Origin of the sequence: Leclercia sp. UBA5958, assembly GCF_002430365.1 — a bacterium.
Lineage (GTDB): Bacteria > Pseudomonadota > Gammaproteobacteria > Enterobacterales > Enterobacteriaceae > Enterobacter > Enterobacter pneumoniae.
On sequence record NZ_DJCE01000004.1, the window covers coordinates 453,409 to 471,174 of the forward strand.

General features: G+C 55.0%; 16 protein-coding genes. 13 read left to right on the forward strand and 3 right to left on the reverse strand.

Annotated features, from left to right (window positions below; all coding sequences use genetic code 11):
• Nucleotides 1-17 precede the first annotated feature (17 nt).
• The 3 genes from mazG (at nt 18) to eno (ending at nt 4,048) form a co-directional block, all read left to right on the forward strand.
• Nucleotides 18-809, forward strand: coding sequence for a nucleoside triphosphate pyrophosphohydrolase (mazG, locus tag B2Q93_RS06650; RefSeq protein ID WP_040074243.1), 792 nt, complete (start codon nt 18-20; stop codon nt 807-809).
• 223 nt (nt 810-1,032) lie between these two features.
• Nucleotides 1,033-2,670, forward strand: a complete 1,638-nt coding sequence (pyrG, locus tag B2Q93_RS06655) for a glutamine hydrolyzing CTP synthase (RefSeq protein ID WP_040074244.1) — start codon at nt 1,033-1,035, stop codon at nt 2,668-2,670.
• Nucleotides 2,671-2,752: 82 nt separating this feature from the next.
• Nucleotides 2,753-4,048, forward strand: coding sequence for a phosphopyruvate hydratase (gene eno / locus B2Q93_RS06660; RefSeq protein WP_032613680.1), 1,296 nt, complete (start codon nt 2,753-2,755; stop codon nt 4,046-4,048).
• A 52-nt stretch (nt 4,049-4,100) separates the two neighbouring features.
• On the opposite strand, the gene B2Q93_RS06665 is transcribed toward eno, so the two are convergent.
• Nucleotides 4,101-5,315, reverse strand: a complete 1,215-nt coding sequence (locus tag B2Q93_RS06665; RefSeq protein ID WP_286932269.1) for a glycosyltransferase — start codon at nt 5,313-5,315, stop codon at nt 4,101-4,103.
• A gap of 253 nt (nt 5,316-5,568) precedes the next feature.
• Between B2Q93_RS06665 and queE the strand changes: the two genes are divergently transcribed.
• Nucleotides 5,569-6,240 (forward strand): 7-carboxy-7-deazaguanine synthase QueE, encoded by a 672-nt coding sequence (gene queE / locus B2Q93_RS06670; RefSeq protein ID WP_046886158.1) that lies wholly within the window; start codon nt 5,569-5,571, stop codon nt 6,238-6,240.
• A 30-nt stretch (nt 6,241-6,270) separates the two neighbouring features.
• Here queE and queD read toward each other — a convergent pair whose 3' ends face one another.
• A complete protein-coding gene (queD, locus tag B2Q93_RS06675) occupies nt 6,271-6,633 on the reverse strand; it encodes a 6-carboxytetrahydropterin synthase QueD (RefSeq protein ID WP_040074247.1) in 363 nt (120 codons plus the stop codon).
• A gap of 305 nt (nt 6,634-6,938) precedes the next feature.
• On the opposite strand from queD, the gene cysJ reads away from it, so the two are divergent.
• From cysJ to cysH, 3 genes are read left to right on the forward strand one after another with little or no spacing between them, the layout of a single operon-like run.
• Nucleotides 6,939-8,744 carry an NADPH-dependent assimilatory sulfite reductase flavoprotein subunit gene (cysJ, locus tag B2Q93_RS06680; protein ID WP_286932271.1) on the forward strand — a complete coding sequence of 602 codons (1,806 nt, stop codon included), beginning with the start codon at nt 6,939-6,941 and terminating at the stop codon, nt 8,742-8,744.
• The gene (cysI, locus tag B2Q93_RS06685) at nt 8,744-10,456 is read left to right on the forward strand and encodes an assimilatory sulfite reductase (NADPH) hemoprotein subunit (protein WP_040074249.1); all 1,713 of its coding nucleotides are present in this window, start codon (nt 8,744-8,746) and stop codon (nt 10,454-10,456) included. Before cysJ ends, cysI begins: the two co-directional genes overlap by 1 nt.
• A gap of 15 nt (nt 10,457-10,471) precedes the next feature.
• On the forward strand, nt 10,472-11,206 hold the full coding sequence (gene cysH, locus B2Q93_RS06690) for a phosphoadenosine phosphosulfate reductase (RefSeq protein ID WP_046886156.1): 735 nt from the start codon (nt 10,472-10,474) through the stop codon (nt 11,204-11,206).
• A gap of 97 nt (nt 11,207-11,303) precedes the next feature.
• On the opposite strand, the gene B2Q93_RS06695 is transcribed toward cysH, so the two are convergent.
• Nucleotides 11,304-12,347 (reverse strand): aminopeptidase, encoded by a 1,044-nt coding sequence (locus B2Q93_RS06695; protein ID WP_046886155.1) that lies wholly within the window; start codon nt 12,345-12,347, stop codon nt 11,304-11,306.
• A 240-nt stretch (nt 12,348-12,587) separates the two neighbouring features.
• On the opposite strand from B2Q93_RS06695, the gene cysG reads away from it, so the two are divergent.
• From cysG to ftsB, 6 genes are all read left to right on the forward strand, one after another.
• On the forward strand, nt 12,588-13,946 hold the full coding sequence (gene cysG / locus B2Q93_RS06700; RefSeq protein WP_286932376.1) for a siroheme synthase CysG: 1,359 nt from the start codon (nt 12,588-12,590) through the stop codon (nt 13,944-13,946).
• A gap of 9 nt (nt 13,947-13,955) precedes the next feature.
• Nucleotides 13,956-14,864 (forward strand): sulfate adenylyltransferase subunit CysD, encoded by a 909-nt coding sequence (gene cysD, locus B2Q93_RS06705; protein ID WP_040074253.1) that lies wholly within the window; start codon nt 13,956-13,958, stop codon nt 14,862-14,864.
• A gap of 9 nt (nt 14,865-14,873) precedes the next feature.
• A complete protein-coding gene (gene cysN / locus B2Q93_RS06710; protein ID WP_286932274.1) occupies nt 14,874-16,298 on the forward strand; it encodes a sulfate adenylyltransferase subunit CysN in 1,425 nt (474 codons plus the stop codon).
• Nucleotides 16,298-16,903, forward strand: coding sequence for an adenylyl-sulfate kinase (cysC, locus tag B2Q93_RS06715; RefSeq protein WP_212476393.1), 606 nt, complete (start codon nt 16,298-16,300; stop codon nt 16,901-16,903). Before cysN ends, cysC begins: the two co-directional genes overlap by 1 nt.
• Before the next feature lie 50 nt (nt 16,904-16,953).
• Nucleotides 16,954-17,277, forward strand: a complete 324-nt coding sequence (locus B2Q93_RS06720; protein WP_046886152.1) for a DUF3561 family protein — start codon at nt 16,954-16,956, stop codon at nt 17,275-17,277.
• A 167-nt stretch (nt 17,278-17,444) separates the two neighbouring features.
• Nucleotides 17,445-17,756 carry a cell division protein FtsB gene (ftsB, locus tag B2Q93_RS06725; protein WP_040074257.1) on the forward strand — a complete coding sequence of 104 codons (312 nt, stop codon included), beginning with the start codon at nt 17,445-17,447 and terminating at the stop codon, nt 17,754-17,756.
• Nucleotides 17,757-17,766: the final 10 nt, after the last annotated feature.

Here is a 17,766-nt window from a genome sequence, read left to right on the forward strand (position 1 = left end):
TTTATCAGGACAGAATTATGACTCAAATCGACCGCCTGCTTGGCATCATGCAGCGCCTGCGCGACCCGGAAAATGGCTGCCCGTGGGACAAAGAGCAGACCTTTGCCACCATCGCACCTTATACCCTGGAAGAGACTTACGAAGTGCTGGATGCTATCTCCCGCGAAGATTTCGACGATCTGCGCGGTGAGCTGGGCGACCTGCTGTTTCAGGTGGTCTTTTACGCCCAGATGGCGCAGGAAGAAGGGCGTTTTGATTTTAACGACATCTGTGCGGCCATCAGCGACAAGCTCGAACGCCGTCATCCGCATATTTTTGGCGACGCGACGGCCGAAAACAGCAGCGAGGTTCTTGCCCGTTGGGAACAGATCAAAAGTGCGGAACGCGCTGAAAAATCACAGCATTCTGCACTTGATGACATCCCCTTAAGCCTGCCCGCGCTGATGCGCGCCCATAAAATCCAGAAGCGTTGCTCCACGGTAGGGTTTGACTGGACCACGCTTGGCCCGGTGCTCGACAAAGTGCATGAAGAGATCGATGAAGTTATGCACGAAGCTAACCAGGCGGTCGTAGACCAGGCGAAGCTGGAAGAGGAAGTTGGCGATCTGCTCTTCGCCACGGTGAATTTATCGCGCCATTTAGGGGTAAAGGCCGAGACGGCACTGCAAAAAGCGAACCTGAAGTTTGAGCGTCGTTTCCGCGAAGTGGAACGCATTATTGCGGCGCGCGGCCTGGAAATGACCGGGGTTGACCTCAATGCGATGGAAGAAGTCTGGCAGGAAGTAAAACGCCAGGAATCTGATCTCTAACGGCTTTTTGCGATCAAGCGCAATTTGTGTGATTTTTTAAATGACAAGCGCTTGATTTGCGTCAAAAACATTTACCCAAAAGGGGCTATTTTCTCACTCCTTATGTTTGTCATGGCCTGGAATGGAGACGGAGAATGAAAGTTTGTGGCGCTCGCCGTGTTCGGGTATACTACTTTCCCGTCCTGGTTATTCCATCGTTTCACCCTAACTTCTCAGGTTCAGCATGACAACGAACTATATTTTTGTGACCGGCGGGGTCGTATCCTCTCTGGGTAAAGGCATTGCCGCAGCCTCCCTCGCAGCCATTCTTGAAGCCCGTGGCCTCAATGTGACCATGATGAAACTGGATCCGTACATCAACGTCGATCCTGGCACCATGAGCCCGATCCAACACGGGGAAGTGTTCGTTACTGAAGACGGCGCCGAAACCGATCTGGACCTGGGTCACTATGAGCGCTTCATTCGCACCAAAATGAGCCGCCGCAACAACTTCACCACTGGCCGTATCTATTCTGACGTTCTGCGTAAAGAGCGCCGTGGCGACTATCTGGGCGCAACCGTTCAGGTTATCCCGCACATCACCAATGCCATTAAAGAGCGCATTATCGCGGGTGGCGAAGGCCACGACGTGGTGCTGGTGGAAATCGGCGGTACCGTAGGGGATATCGAGTCCCTGCCATTCCTGGAAGCAATTCGTCAACTGGCGGTGGATATCGGTCGTGAACACGCGCTGTTCATGCACCTGACGCTGGTGCCGTACATGGCGGCTGCCGGTGAAGTGAAAACCAAGCCGACCCAGCACTCTGTTAAAGAGCTGCTCTCTATCGGTATTCAGCCAGACATCCTCGTTTGCCGCTCCGATCGTGCGGTGCCAGCGAACGAACGTGCGAAAATTGCATTGTTCTGTAACGTGCCAGAAAAAGCCGTTATTTCAATGAAAGATGTCGATTCCATTTATAAAATTCCAGGCCTGTTGAAATCTCAGGGGCTGGACGATTATATTTGTAAACGATTCAGCTTGAACTGTCCGGAAGCTAACCTGTCTGAATGGGAACAGGTTATCTATGAAGAAGCGAACCCGGCAGGCGAAGTGACTATCGGTATGGTTGGCAAGTACATCGAACTGCCAGATGCCTATAAGTCCGTTATCGAAGCGCTGAAACACGGTGGTCTGAAGAACCGCGTCTCTGTAAACATCAAGCTGATTGATTCGCAGGATGTTGAAACACGCGGCGTGGAAATTCTGAAAGATCTGGATGCGATTTTGATCCCCGGCGGCTTCGGCTACCGTGGTGTTGAAGGCAAGATCGCCACCGCACGCTATGCGCGTGAAAACAATATTCCTTACCTCGGCATCTGCCTGGGTATGCAGGTTGCGCTGATCGAATTTGCGCGCAACGTAGCGGGGATGGAAAACGCGAACTCTACGGAATTTGTGCCAGACTGTAAGTACCCTGTTGTGGCGCTTATCACCGAATGGCGGGACGAAGAAGGTAACGTCGAAGTCCGTACCGAGAAGAGCGATCTGGGTGGCACTATGCGTCTTGGCGCACAGGCCTGCCAGTTGACCGATGATAGCGTGGTTCGCAAGCTGTACGGCGAGCCGACCATCACCGAGCGCCATCGTCACCGCTATGAAGTCAACAACATGTTGTTGAAACAGATTGAAGCCGCGGGCCTGCGTGTTGCGGGCCGCTCCGGGGATGATCAGTTAGTCGAGATCATCGAAGTGCCGAACCATCCATGGTTTGTTGCCTGTCAGTTCCACCCGGAATTTACTTCAACCCCGCGCGATGGACATCCGCTGTTTGCCGGCTTCGTGAAAGCCGCCAGCGATTACCAGAAGCGTCAGGCGAAGTAAAAAAAGTTAGAACGGCAACGCGTACCTTTGGTACGCGTTGTTTGTCTGGAGTTTTAGTTTAACTTGTACTGAGGAAAATCTAATGTCCAAAATCGTTAAAGTCATCGGTCGTGAAATCATCGACTCCCGTGGTAACCCGACTGTTGAAGCCGAAGTACACCTGGAAGGTGGTTTCGTCGGTATGGCAGCTGCGCCGTCAGGTGCTTCTACTGGTTCCCGCGAAGCGCTGGAACTGCGCGATGGCGACAAATCCCGTTTCCTGGGCAAAGGCGTAACCAAAGCGGTTGGCGCGGTTAACGGCCCAATTGCACAGGCTATCCTGGGCAAAGACGCGAAAGACCAGGCTGGCATCGACAAGATCATGATCGATCTGGACGGTACTGAAAACAAATCTAACTTCGGTGCGAACGCAATCCTGGCCGTGTCTCTGGCAAACGCCAAAGCTGCCGCTGCGTCCAAAGGTCAGCCACTGTTCGAGCACATTGCTGAACTGAACGGCACCCCAGGCAAATACTCCATGCCTGTACCAATGATGAACATCATCAACGGTGGTGAGCACGCAGACAACAACGTTGATATTCAGGAATTCATGATTCAGCCAGTTGGCGCGAAAACCCTGAAAGAAGCGGTACGTATGGGTTCTGAAGTGTTCCACAACCTGGCTAAAGTTCTGAAAGCTAAAGGTATGAACACTGCAGTTGGTGACGAAGGTGGTTATGCACCTAACCTGGGCTCCAACGCCGAAGCACTGGCTGTAATCGCAGAAGCGGTTAAAGCAGCGGGCTACGAGCTGGGCACCGACATCACCCTGGCGATGGACTGTGCAGCATCTGAATTCTACAAAGACGGTAAATACGTCCTGGCTGGCGAAGGCAACAAAGCATTCACCTCCGAAGAGTTCACTCACTTCCTGGAAGACCTGACCAAACAGTACCCAATCGTCTCTATCGAAGACGGTCTGGACGAGTCTGACTGGGATGGTTTCGCATACCAGACCAAAGTACTGGGCGACAAAATCCAGCTGGTTGGTGACGATCTGTTCGTAACCAACACCAAGATCCTGAAAGAAGGTATCGAGAAAGGCATCGTTAACTCCATCCTGATCAAATTCAACCAGATCGGTTCTCTGACCGAAACTCTGGCTGCGATCAAAATGGCGAAAGACGCTGGCTACACTGCGGTTATCTCTCACCGTTCTGGCGAAACTGAAGATGCGACCATTGCTGACCTGGCAGTGGGTACCGCTGCAGGCCAGATCAAAACCGGTTCTATGAGCCGTTCTGACCGTGTTGCTAAATACAACCAGCTGATTCGTATCGAAGAAGCGCTGGGCGAAAAAGCACCATACAACGGCCGTAAAGAGATCAAAGGTCAGTAATCCTGAACCTTAATCTTTAGAAAAAACCCGCTTCGGCGGGTTTTTTTTATCATCACACCGTCGGTACGCTATGACGTGTATATACCGCCCGTTCAATAATTTCTGCAGCCCGTGCTGCCCCTCCGGCGTTTATCAGCTGAGTCTGGAGGGCGGTGATGCGCTGCGTGTACTGCTTATTTTCCAGCAGGTCGATAAGATGCTGGCTGAGCGTGCGGCTCGGCGAAAAACGGCAGGCCTTAAGACCAATGCCGCTGAAGACCACGCGGGCGGCGACGCCTGGCTGATCAAATGCCAGCGGCACGGCGAGGATAGGCGTGGCGGTGGCGATGGCATCCATAACCGTATTCAGTCCGGCGTGGGTGATGACGGCGCTGGCATCACGTAATACCGCCAGCTGATCGGTAAATCCTACAATTTGCGTTCCCGCACGCGCCAGCCGGGCAGTTTGACTTGCATTGAGTCTGTCGCAGTGGGCAATAAGCAAGGGCACACCAGCCTGTCGGCAGGCGCGGGCAATCGTGCGGAACAGTCCAAAGCGGTAGCCCTGGATCGTGCCTAATGACGCAAAAACAAACGGCTTCTTTTTGCCGGATGAAACCGTTAGCGGATCGTAGCGTAGCGGGCCTACCGCATGGAAGCAGGCGGGCAAGGAGCGCGGAAAATCAAAGCCTGTAATGGTCTGGCTGATTTGCGCCAACGGCGACAGGCATTGATCTGGTCTGCTGCGCGAAGGCAGACCAAATGCCCGGGCATGACGGGCAATTACCCGGCCTTGTCTCGACATCAGCCAGTCATAAACATCCGCGCTGGAGGCGTATAATTTCCGGCAGCGATCGCTGGTGCCATAGCGAAAAGGCATCACTGGCAGGGGGATGTTGTTATCCCGATTTACCGGCAGGGCGCAGCAGATGGAGATAAAAGGCAGGTTGAGAGCTTGTGCAACCAACCCTCCTGCCGGCTCCATCTGATCGACAATCACGGCGTCAATATTGTGCTGTCGGAAGGCGAGGGGCAGTTCACGGCACAGCATATCGGTAACGCTTGCCATATCTGATATCAGGCGAAAAAAACCCGGCTCGTGCAGCGCAGACTGCGTCGGGTTACCCACAGCGACAAAGTGCGCCTGCGGTTCCCTGAGCAAGGTGCGAGCCTCCTCCTGCTGAAAAAAAGTGATCCGATGGCCGCGCATGATAAGGTGTTTTGCCAGTGCTTCCATAGCGTGCATATGGCTGTATAACGGTAGCGTTATTACCGCAAAATGGCTCATTCTGCTTGTCCAGTATTGTGATGGCTATTCAGTCAAGGGGTTAACGTCGACGCGTGCCGGATGGGCGATATCTTTAAAGCGTAGCGTAAGTTTTAATGTTTTTAACATTGCCTTCTGAAAACGGCTTTCTACCTTAGGACTGTTAGCCTGGCTATCCTTAAACTGACAGGTATAAAATCGTAGCCGGGGTTGTTTTGCCTGATTATGTGCGATCTGCAATAATGCCCCCCCGCAAATCAGACCAGAGATAACTATGCAGTACCCGATTAACGAGATGTTCCAGACCCTGCAAGGCGAGGGTTACTTTACCGGCGTTCCCGCTATTTTTATTCGTTTGCAGGGATGCCCGGTAGGCTGTGCCTGGTGCGACACCAAACATACCTGGGATAAGCTCGCGGATCGAGAAGTGTCGCTGTTTAGCATCCTGGCCAAAACCAAAGAGAGCGATAAGTGGGGCGCGGCCAGTTCGGAAGATCTGCTGGCGATTATTAGCCGCCAGGGCTGGACGGCGCGTCACGTGGTGATCACCGGGGGCGAGCCCTGCATTCACGATCTGATGCCGCTCACCCAGTTGCTGGAAAAAAATGGTTATAGCTGCCAGATTGAGACCAGCGGTACCCACGAAGTCCGCTGCTCTCACACCACCTGGGTGACGGTCTCACCTAAGGTAAACATGCGCGGCGGCTACGATATCTTATCCCAGGCGCTGGAGCGTGCTGATGAAATCAAGCATCCGGTTGGCCGCGTGCGGGATATCGAAGCGCTGGATGAACTGCTGGCAACGCTGACGGATGAAAAACAGCGCGTGATTGCGCTGCAGCCCATCAGTCAGAAAGAGGATGCCACGCGCCTGTGCATCGAAACCTGCATCGCCCGCAACTGGCGGTTGTCGATGCAGACGCACAAGTACCTGAACATCGCTTAAAAAAAAAGCCCGGTTTAACCGGGCTTTTTTTTACTCGCCGCGATAGACACACCCGGCGGTGCAGGTCTCTTTGATCATCACCGCGCTCAGCAGCGGCACCTGCGGTTTCATCACATCCCAAATCCATTTCGCCAGCACTTCGCTGGTGGGGTTTTCCAGACCCGGAATGTCGTTCAGATAATAGTGATCGAGGCGATCATAAGTGGGTTTGAAGGCCGCTTTCAGCTCGGAAAAATCCATAATCCAGCCCGTATGCGGATCGACCTCACCCGTAATTTCAAGGCGCACCATAAAGGAGTGCCCGTGCAGACGGCCACATTTGTGTCCTTCCGGTACGTGAGGCAGGCGGTGTGCGGCTTCGAAGATGAAATCTTTAAACAGTGTGGTGGACATCGTGGACTCTCAAATGCGGAAAAAACCGCCGCATAGTACCGGAAAGGACTTTTTTTATCATTAGCTAAAACGGCCAAACTTGCCGGTGGGCCTAGGTTATGGGGTAATTTGCTTTTTTATCTATAAATTTCATTAGGTTAAATAATCGTTTTTATTGTTAAGAACGATAACTAAAACAGGTTAGTTCATTTGGTTATTTAATATTTCCATCCCTTCTTTAATTGTTATTATCGCCGCCGTTAACCTTATCTTCAGTTTGGATTTATTCGCTTAAAGTCCGCTTTGCTACTGGAACATAACGACGCATGACAACACAGGCCCCACCTTCAAATTTGCTACCGCTAAATCCGGAGCAACTGGCGCGCCTCCAGGCAGCCACCACCGATCTCTCTCCTCACCAGCTTGCCTGGGTTTCTGGCTATTTCTGGGGTGTCCTTAACCAGCAGCCTGGCGCTGCGGCCGCTGCACCTGCGGCAGCGGTCGAGGTTCCGTCGATTACGCTGATCTCCGCGTCCCAGACCGGTAACGCTCGTCGTGTGGCAGAGCAACTTCGCGATGACCTGCTGGCCGCCAAACTGAACGTGAATCTGGTCAACGCCGGAGATTACAAATTTAAGCAAATCGCGTCAGAAAAATTGCTGTTGGTGGTGACCTCAACGCAGGGCGAAGGTGAGCCGCCAGAAGAGGCGGTAGCGCTGCATAAATTCCTGTTTTCTAAGAAAGCGCCGAAGCTCGACGGCACGGCGTTTGCCGTCTTTGGTCTCGGGGATTCTTCCTATGAATTCTTCTGCCAGTCGGGTAAAGATTTTGATAGCAAACTGGCGGAGCTCGGCGGCGAGCGTCTGCTGGACCGCGTTGATACCGATGTAGAGTATCAGGCAGCAGCGGCCCAGTGGCGCGAGCGCATTGTGGATGTGCTGAAAGCGCGTGTGCCAAAAGAGACGCCGGCTCAGGCCGCCGTTACCGCGTCCGGCGCGGTAAATGAAGTCTTCTCAAGCCCTTATACTAAAGAGGCGCCGCTGACGGCTGCGCTCTCCGTTAACCAAAAAATCACCGGCCGTGACTCTGAAAAAGATGTGCGTCATATCGAAATCGATCTCGGTGATTCCGGCCTGCGCTACCAGCCAGGCGATGCGCTGGGCGTCTGGTATCAGAATGAGCCTGCCTTAGTGAAAGAGCTGGTTGAGTTGCTGTGGTTGAAGGGCGATGAGCCCGTTACCGTGGATGGCAAAACCCTGCCGCTGGCCGAGGCCCTGCAGTGGCATTTTGAGTTGACCGTTAACACCGCCAATATCGTTGAAAACTATGCCACCTTAACGCGCAGCGAAACGCTGTTGCCGTTAGTAGGGGATAAGGCACAGTTGCAGCATTACGCCGCCACCACGCCGATTGTCGATATGGTGCGTTTCTCGCCGGCACAGCTGGATGCTGAGGCGCTGGTTGGCCTGCTGCGTCCCCTCACACCGCGTCTTTACTCCATCGCCTCGTCGCAGGCGGAAGTGGAAAGCGAAGTGCACATTACCGTGGGTGCAGTGCGCTACGACATCGAAGGTCGTGCCCGGGCGGGCGGCGCTTCCAGCTTCCTGGCTGATCGCGTGGAAGAGGATGGTGAAGTCCGGGTGTTCATCGAACATAACGACAACTTCCGCCTGCCGGCTAACCCGGAAACCCCGGTGATTATGATTGGCCCCGGAACCGGTATTGCGCCATTCCGCGCCTTTATGCAGCAGCGTGCGGCAGACGAGGCGCCGGGTAAAAACTGGCTCTTTTTCGGCAACCCACACTTTACCGAAGATTTCCTCTATCAGGTTGAGTGGCAGCGCTACGTCAAAGAGGGCGTGCTGTCGCGCATCGATCTGGCCTGGTCTCGCGACCAAAAAGAAAAAGTATACGTACAAGACAAACTGCGCGAACAGGGCGCAGAGCTGTGGCGCTGGATTAATGATGGTGCCCATATTTATGTCTGCGGCGATGCCAATCGTATGGCGAAAGACGTTGAGCAGGCACTGCTGGAAGTGATTGCCGAATTCGGCGGTATGGATGCCGAAGCGGCGGATGAATTTTTAAGTGAGCTGCGCGTAGAGCGCCGTTATCAGCGAGATGTCTACTAATGAGCGAAAAACATCCTGGCCCACTGGTGGTCGAAGGCAAACTGTCTGATGCCGAGCGCATGAAGGTAGAGAGCAACTACCTGCGTGGCACCATTGCCGAAGATTTGAATGACGGTCTGACCGGCGGTTTTAAAGGCGATAACTTCCTGCTGATCCGTTTCCACGGTATGTATCAGCAGGACGACCGTGATATTCGCGCCGAGCGTGCCGAGCAGAAGCTGGAGCCGCGTCATGCGATGCTGCTGCGCTGCCGTCTGCCGGGTGGGATCATCACCACGAAACAGTGGCAGGCGATCGACAAGTTTGCCGGTGAAAACACGATTTACGGCAGCATCCGTCTGACCAACCGTCAGACCTTCCAGTTCCACGGCATTCTGAAGAAGAACGTGAAGCCGGTACATCAGATGCTCCACTCCGTCGGGCTGGACGCGCTGGCGACCGCCAATGACATGAACCGTAACGTGCTTTGCACCTCGAACCCATACGAGTCCGAACTGCACGCAGAAGCCTACGAGTGGGCGAAAAAGATCTCTGAACATCTGCTGCCGCGCACTCGCGCCTACGCGGAGATCTGGCTCGATCAGGAAAAAGTGGCAACCACCGACGAAGAGCCGATCCTCGGGCAGACGTATCTGCCGCGTAAGTTCAAAACGACCGTGGTGATCCCACCGCAGAACGATATCGATCTGCACGCTAACGACATGAACTTTGTCGCCATTGCGGAAAACGGCAAGCTGGTGGGCTTTAACCTGCTGGTGGGCGGGGGGCTTTCAATCGAGCACGGCAACAAGAATACCTATGCACGTACTGCGAGTGAGTTTGGTTATCTGCCGCTGGAGCACACACTGGCGGTGGCGGAAGCGGTCGTTACCACCCAGCGCGACTGGGGTAACCGTACCGATCGTAAAAACGCGAAAACCAAATACACGCTGGAGCGCGTGGGCGTTGAGACGTTCAAAGCGGAAGTGGAGCGTCGCGCAGGCATTAAGTTCGAACCGATCCGTCCTTACGAATTTACCGGGCGCGGCGATCGTATCGGCTGGGTGAAAGGTATCGATAATAACTGGCACCTGACGCTGTTCATCGAAAACGGTCGTATTCTCGATTATCCGGGGCGTCCGCTGAAAACCGGCCTGCTGGAAATTGCTAAGATCCATCAGGGCGAATTCAGGATCACCGCTAATCAGAATCTGATCATTGCTGGCGTGCCAGAAAATCAGAAAGCGAAGATCGAAGAGCTGGCGCGCAGCCACGGGCTGATGGATGCGGTAAAACCGCAGCGTGAAAATTCAATGGCCTGCGTCTCGTTCCCAACCTGTCCGCTGGCGATGGCTGAAGCCGAACGCTTCCTGCCGTCGTTCACCGACAAAGTGGAAGCGATCCTGCAAAAATACGGTATCCCGGACGAGCATATAGTGATGCGCGTGACCGGCTGCCCGAACGGCTGTGGCCGCGCGATGCTGGCCGAGCTGGGGCTGGTGGGTAAAGCGCCGGGCCGTTACAACGTGCATCTGGGCGGTAACCGGATGGGGACACGTATTCCGCGAATGTATCGCGAAAACATCACGGAGCCGGAAATTCTCGATTCCATTGACCAGCTTGTCGGGCGCTGGGCGAAAGAGCGCGAAGCGGGTGAAGGCTTCGGCGACTTTACGGTGCGTGCGGGCATCATTCGCCCGGTGCTCGATCCCGCAAGGGATTTCTGGGAGTAAACACGAGAGGTAATTATGTCCGTACTCGATTTAAATGCCCTGAATGCACTGCCCAAAGTGGAACGTGTTCTTCAGCTTGCAGAAACCAATGCCCAACTGGAGAAGCTGGACGCCGAAGGGCGTGTAGCATGGGCGCTGGAAAATCTGCCGGGAGAGTTTGTGCTCTCATCGAGCTTTGGTATCCAGGCCGCGGTCAGTTTGCATCTGGTGAATCAGATCCGCCCGGACATTCCGGTGATCCTCACCGATACCGGCTATCTGTTCCCGGAGACCTATCAGTTTATTGATGAGTTAACGGATAAGCTGAAGCTGAACCTGAAAGTGTATCGCGCAGCGCAGAGCGCGGCCTGGCAGGAGGCGCGTTACGGCAAGCTGTGGGAGCAGGGCGTTGAGGGCATTGAGAAATACAATGAGATCAACAAAGTCGAGCCGATGAACCGGGCACTAAAAGAGCTTAACGCGCAAACCTGGTTTGCCGGGCTGCGCCGGGATCAGTCTGGCAGCCGTGCCAGCCTGCCGGTGCTGGCTATCCAGCGCGGCGTGTTCAAAGTGCTGCCGATCATCGACTGGGACAACCGTACCGTGTATCAGTATCTGCAACAGCATGGGCTGAAATACCATCCGCTATGGGATCAGGGCTATCTGTCGGTGGGCGATACCCATACCACGCGTAAATGGGAGCCCGGCATGGCGGAAGAGGAGACCCGCTTCTTTGGGCTTAAGCGCGAATGCGGATTGCACGAAGGTTGACTGATTTCCCCTCTCTCTGAAGGGCTGGGGAAAAAGCGTGCTCTCTAAGATCCCCTCTCCCTGTGGGAGAGGGTTAGGGTGAGGGGAAAACCCCGCGCTACGCTTTCCCCGCTTTCGCCAGCTCTTTCACCAGCGGCAGCATAATGCGCACCACATCGCGACTGCGGTGTTCTATGCGCTGCGGCAGGGTTTTATCAATGTACTGCTGATTATCCAGTCTCACGTCATGCCAGCTGGTGCCATCCGGGAACGCTTTCGACTTCGCCCGTTGCTGGTAGCCATCTTTTTTACCCAACGACCAGTTGGTTGCTTCAACATACAGCACCGGGATCCCGGCCTTATCAAACACCTCACCATCGTTGCAGCAACCTGTTCCTTTCGGGTAGGCCGCATTACCACCGGGGTTGGTGGTGGCGAAAATGCCGTGCGCACGGGCTAACGTCAGCGCGCGGTCCCGGGTGATCTTACGCACCGGGGCCGGGGTGGTTTTGCCGCTATTAAAATAGAGTTTATCGCCCACGATTAAGTTATCGAGATTGATCACCAGCAGCGTATTTTTTTTCTCTTTCTCGCTCATGCGATTCAGTACATTTTCGGCCCCAAGTCGTCCCTCTTCTTCGCCGCTGGTGGCAATAAAGCGCACGCTATACTGGGTCGGAATATCTTTCAGGCGTTCTGCCAGCTCCAGCATCACCCCGACGCCGGCTGCGTTGTCATCAATCCCCTGTAGCGTTAAGCCGCCCAGGTTGTTATCCACATCGTTATCGCTCATCGGCGCGAAAGTATCGAGATGGGCGAGAATAATAATCTGCTGTGCCGTTTCGCCCTCATGCGCTGCAATCACCGTGCTGCCGATGACGTTATGCCAGTTTTGCGTACGATTGCGGGAGGTATAGATATAGCGGCTGTGGAAGGTGCGGATATCACTCTGATACCCCATTCCGGCGAACTGCTGACGCACATAATCGGCGGTAAGCATTTCGGCGGGCGTTCCGGTCATGCGTCCTGGAAACACGGTGGCAATGTGTCGTGCCTGTTCGGCGGCCATTTCACCAAAAGGGTGGGTTTTTGCCTGAACGGGGAAGATACAGCAAACGCCGAACGCCAGGGCAGCGATACGGTGGCGCATTGCGGAAAACATAGGGGAGTCCTTAAAAACAGAGCAAAAAATTTGACGCGCCTAGTATGAAACTGTGATCGGCCTTACACAATTTGATTTGCTCTTAAATACCCGAAAAATCGCGCGTTAAGCACTTTTTGATATTAGCTTTTTCAGGGCGTTATTCCATTGAGTAACTACTCATTCCAATTCGTAATTTCATTCGATCTTAGCCGCCCCCTATAGTCCCACTATTCCTGATTGTTAGTGAGTTGTAGCACTGTGGACTACCTGCCGTTATTTGCTGCCATTAAAGATCGACCCGTGCTGGTTGTTGGTACGGGCGAGGTCGCCGATCGTAAAATTGCCTTTTTACATAAGGCGGGTGCGCGTGTGCAGGTCATTACCGGTGCCGAATTCGAGCCCAGCATGCTCGATCACGTGGTACTGGTCATCGCCGCAACGGACGATCGCGAGCTGAACCGCCAGGTCTTTGATGCCGCGAATGTCCGTCACCGTCTGGTGAACGTGGTGGATGACCAGCCGCTGTGCTCGTTTATTTTCCCCTCTATTGTCGACCGCTCGCCCCTGCTGATTGCCATCTCTTCCGGGGGCAATGCACCGGTGCTGGCGCGTCTGCTGCGTGAAAAAATAGAGGCCCTGCTGCCAGCGAACCTTGGCCGCATGGCCGCGGTAGCGGGCCTGTTTCGTGAGCGTCTGAAAACGGTGATTACCACCACCGACGGTCGCCGTCGCTTCTGGGATCGCGCTTTTCGCGGCCGCTTCGCCAGTCTGATGGCGGCGGGTAATCAGGCCGAAGCGGAACAACACCTGGAACACGCGCTCGCCTCCGGGCAGGAAGCAAATGGCGAAATTATCCTGGTCGGCGCCGGGCCGGGAGATGCCGGGTTGCTGACCTTGCGCGGTTTACAGGTGATTCAGCAGGCTGACGTGGTGTTTTACGATCACCTGGTTACCGACGGCGTGCGCGAGCTTATTCGTCGCGACGCCGAGCAGATCTGCGTGGGTAAACGGGCGGGAGAGCACTCTATTCCGCAACATGAAACCAACCAGATGCTTATTGCGGCAGCCAAAGCGGGTAAAACCGTGGTGCGCCTGAAAGGGGGCGATCCCTTCATCTTTGGTCGCGGCGGTGAAGAGCTGCAGGCCGCGGCGGAAGCGGGCGTCCCGTTCCAGGTGGTGCCGGGCATCACGGCCGCCTCGGCGGTAACGGCCTATGCCGGTATTCCCCTTACGCATCGTGATTTCGCCCAAAGCGTCACCTTTGTTACCGGGCACTACAAAGCCGACAGCACCCCCTTCGACTGGTCTCACCTGGCGCAAAGTCGTCAGACCCTCGCTATCTACATGGGCACCATGAAAGCGGCGGACATTAGCGAACAACTGATTCAACACGGTCGCGATGCAGCAACGCCCGTTGCCGTGATCTCTCGCGGCACGCGCGCCGATCAGCATGTCGCCATCGGCACATTACACAACCTTGCAACCCTGGCGAAAGACGCCCCTATGCCCGCCCTGATTGTGGTGGGTGAAGTGGTGCAGCTGCATAGCACGCTCGCCTGGTTCCAGCACACAACCGAGACGGAAGGCTTTGGTTCTTCTGTTGTAAATTTGGCTTAAGGAACGGTTATGGACCAAAAACGACTTACTCACCTGCGGCAGCTCGAAGCGGAAAGTATTCATATCATCCGCGAAGTGGCCGCCGAGTTCTCCAACCCGGTGATGATGTACTCCATCGGCAAAGATTCCAGCGTGATGCTGCACCTGGCGCGTAAAGCGTTCTATCCAGGCACGCTGCCGTTCCCGCTGCTGCACGTGGACACTGGCTGGAAATTCCGTGAGATGTATGAATTCCGTGACCGCACCGCCAAAGCCTATGGCTGTGAGCTGCTGGTGCATAAAAACCCGGAAGGGGTGGCGATGGGGATCAACCCGTTCGTGCACGGCAGCGCCAAACATACCGACATCATGAAAACCGAAGGGCTGAAGCAGGCGCTGAATAAATACGGTTTTGACGCAGCCTTCGGCGGCGCGCGCCGTGACGAAGAGAAATCTCGCGCGAAAGAGCGTATCTACTCCTTCCGCGATCGTTTCCACCGCTGGGACCCGAAAAACCAGCGTCCGGAGCTGTGGCACAACTACAACGGCCAGATTAACAAGGGCGAAAGCATTCGCGTCTTCCCGCTCTCCAACTGGACCGAGCTGGATATCTGGCAGTACATCTATCTGGAAAATATTGAAATCGTTCCGCTGTACCTGGCCGCAGAGCGTCCGGTACTGGAGCGCGATGGCATGCTGATGATGATTGATGATGACCGTATCGACCTGCAACCGGGTGAGGTGATCAAAAAACAGATGGTGCGCTTCCGTACCCTCGGCTGCTGGCCGCTGACCGGCGCGGTGGAATCTCACGCGCAGACGCTGCCGGAGATCATCGAAGAGATGCTGGTCTCCACCACCAGCGAGCGACAAGGCCGCGTCATTGACCGCGACCAGGCAGGCTCCATGGAGCTGAAGAAACGTCAGGGTTATTTCTAAGGAGCCGCCATGAACAGCACTATTGCACAACAAATTGCCGATGAAGGCGGGGTTGAAGCTTACCTGCACGCTCAGCAGCATAAAAGCCTGCTGCGCTTTTTGACCTGCGGCAGCGTCGATGACGGGAAAAGCACCCTGATTGGCCGCCTGCTGCACGACACACGCCAGATTTATGAAGATCAGCTCTCGTCGCTGCATAACGATAGCAAGCGTCACGGGACTCAGGGCGAAAAGCTCGACCTGGCGCTGCTGGTGGACGGCCTGCAGGCGGAGCGTGAGCAGGGCATCACCATTGACGTGGCCTATCGCTACTTCTCCACCGAAAAGCGCAAATTTATTATTGCCGATACCCCGGGGCATGAGCAGTACACCCGCAACATGGCCACCGGCGCCTCCACCTGCGACCTGGCCATTCTGCTGATGGATGCGCGTAAAGGGGTGCTGGACCAGACTCGCCGTCATAGCTTTATCTCCACGCTGCTGGGGATCAAACACCTGGTGGTGGCGGTCAATAAAATGGATCTGGTGAACTTCAGCGAAGAGACGTTCAACCGTATTCGTGAAGAGTATCTGACCTTTGCTGAGCAGTTGCCGGGCAGCCTTGATATCCGTTTCGTGCCGCTCTCGGCGCTGGAAGGGGATAACGTCGCCTCCCAGAGCGCAAATATGCCCTGGTATAGCGGCCCGACGCTGCTGGAAGTACTCGAGACCGTAGAGATCCAGCGTGTGGTCGATACCCAGCCAATGCGCTTCCCGGTGCAGTATGTCAACCGGCCGAACCTCGACTTCCGCGGCTTCTCTGGCACGCTGGCGTCCGGCTCTGTGCAGGTAGGCCAGCGCGTTAAAGCGCTGCCGTCCGGCGTGGAATCGGCCATCGCCCGCATTGTGACCTTCGATGGCGATCTCCAGGAAGCGGGGGCGGGTGAAGCCGTAACTCTGGTACTAAAAGACGAAATTGATATCAGCCGTGGCGACCTGCTAGTGGATGCCCAGGAAAGGGTAAAAGCGGTGCAGGGGGCTGCCGTGGATGTGGTGTGGATGGCTGAACAGCCGTTGACCGCAGGCCAGAGCTACGACATTAAAATCGCGGGCAAGAAGACCCGTGCACGCGTGGACGGTATTCAGTTCCAGGTGGATATCAATAATCTGACCCAGCGCGATGTCACTGAACTGCCGCTGAACGGTATTGGTCTGGTCGATCTCACCTTCGACGAACCGCTGGTGCTGGACGCTTATCAGCAGAATCCGGTCACGGGCGGTCTGATCTTCATTGATCGTCTGACGAACGTCACGGTAGGCGCGGGTATGGTACGTGAGCCAAATGAAGAGGCTGCCGTCGTCTCTGAATTCAGCGCCTTTGAACTGGAGCTGAACGCGCTGGTGCGTAAGCACTTCCCACACTGGGGTGCACGCGATCTGCTGGGAGGCAAGTAATGGCGCAACATGATGAGAACGTCGTCTGGCATCCTCATCCGGTTACCGTCGCGCAACGCGAACAACTCCACGGTCACCGTGGGGTTGTGTTGTGGTTTACCGGGCTTTCGGGCTCGGGTAAATCGACCGTTGCCGGGGCGCTGGAGGAGGCGCTTCACCAGGCGGGGGTCAGCACCTATCTGCTTGATGGCGACAATGTACGCCACGGCCTGTGTCGCGATCTGGGCTTTAGCGATGATGATCGCAAAGAGAATATTCGCCGGGTCGGTGAGATGGCCAGCCTGATGGCCGACGCCGGGCTGGTGGTCCTGACGGCCTTTATCTCTCCGCACCGCGCCGAGCGGCAGATGGTACGCGAGCGCGTGGGTAACGACCGTTTTCTGGAGGTCTTTGTCGATACGCCGCTGGCCGTATGTGAGCAGCGCGATCCGAAGGGCCTGTATAAGAAAGCGCGCGCGGGCGAGCTGAAAAACTTCACCGGAATTGATGCCGTTTACGAAGCGCCTGAAACGCCTGAAATTCACCTGCAAGGTCAACAATTGGTAACAAATTTAGTAGGCCAATTATTAGACCTGCTCAGACAGGGCGATATTATCAGATCCTGAGACGGTATCGGGCTTAGGCTTCCCCGATGTGTCATGGTACAGGATTAGCGATGCGTAACAGCGAAAATTACATTATCACCAGGTCGGAAACAGTAGCGACTAACGACGAGACGACCTGGTCTTTCCCTGGGGCGATCGTCGGCTTTATCTCGTGGCTTATGGCGCTGGGCATCCCGTTTCTGATTTACGGCAGTAACACGCTGTTTTTCTTCCTCTATACCTGGCCTTTCTTCCTGGCGCTGATGCCCGTCGCGGTTGTGGTCGGCATTGCGCTGCACTCGCTGCTGGATGGCAGACTGCTTTATAGCGCCATCATCACCATTGTGACGGTCGTTGTCCTGTTCGGGCTGTTATTTTTGTGGCTCATGGGATAAGTTCAGCCATAATTCAAACCGTAACCAACTATGTGCAATGGTGTGCTGGCGCGAATCTGCGGAAAAAATGTGGTACATTTGCCCGCGATGTTGCGGCATCTCTGTAGCCCCAGAGTAGAGTCGTGGGGAAAGTTATGGGATGATGATGCCGTTTTTCAGGGGGCAGGATGGGTAAACTTACGCTGCTGTTGCTGGCTTTGCTGGTCTGGCTTCAGTATTCGCTGTGGTTCGGTAAGAACGGCCTTCACGACTATAGTCGCGTCAGCGATGACGTGACGGCACAGCAGGCGACAAACGCCAAACTTAAAGCGCGAAACGATCAACTTTTTGCCGAAATTGATGACCTCAATGGCGGGCAAGAGGCGATTGAAGAACGTGCACGCAATGAACTCAGTATGACTAAGCCGGGCGAAACCTTCTATCGTCTGGTTCCGGATGCGTCTAAACGCAACCAGGGCTCTGTACAAAACAATCGATAATTAGCCCGGG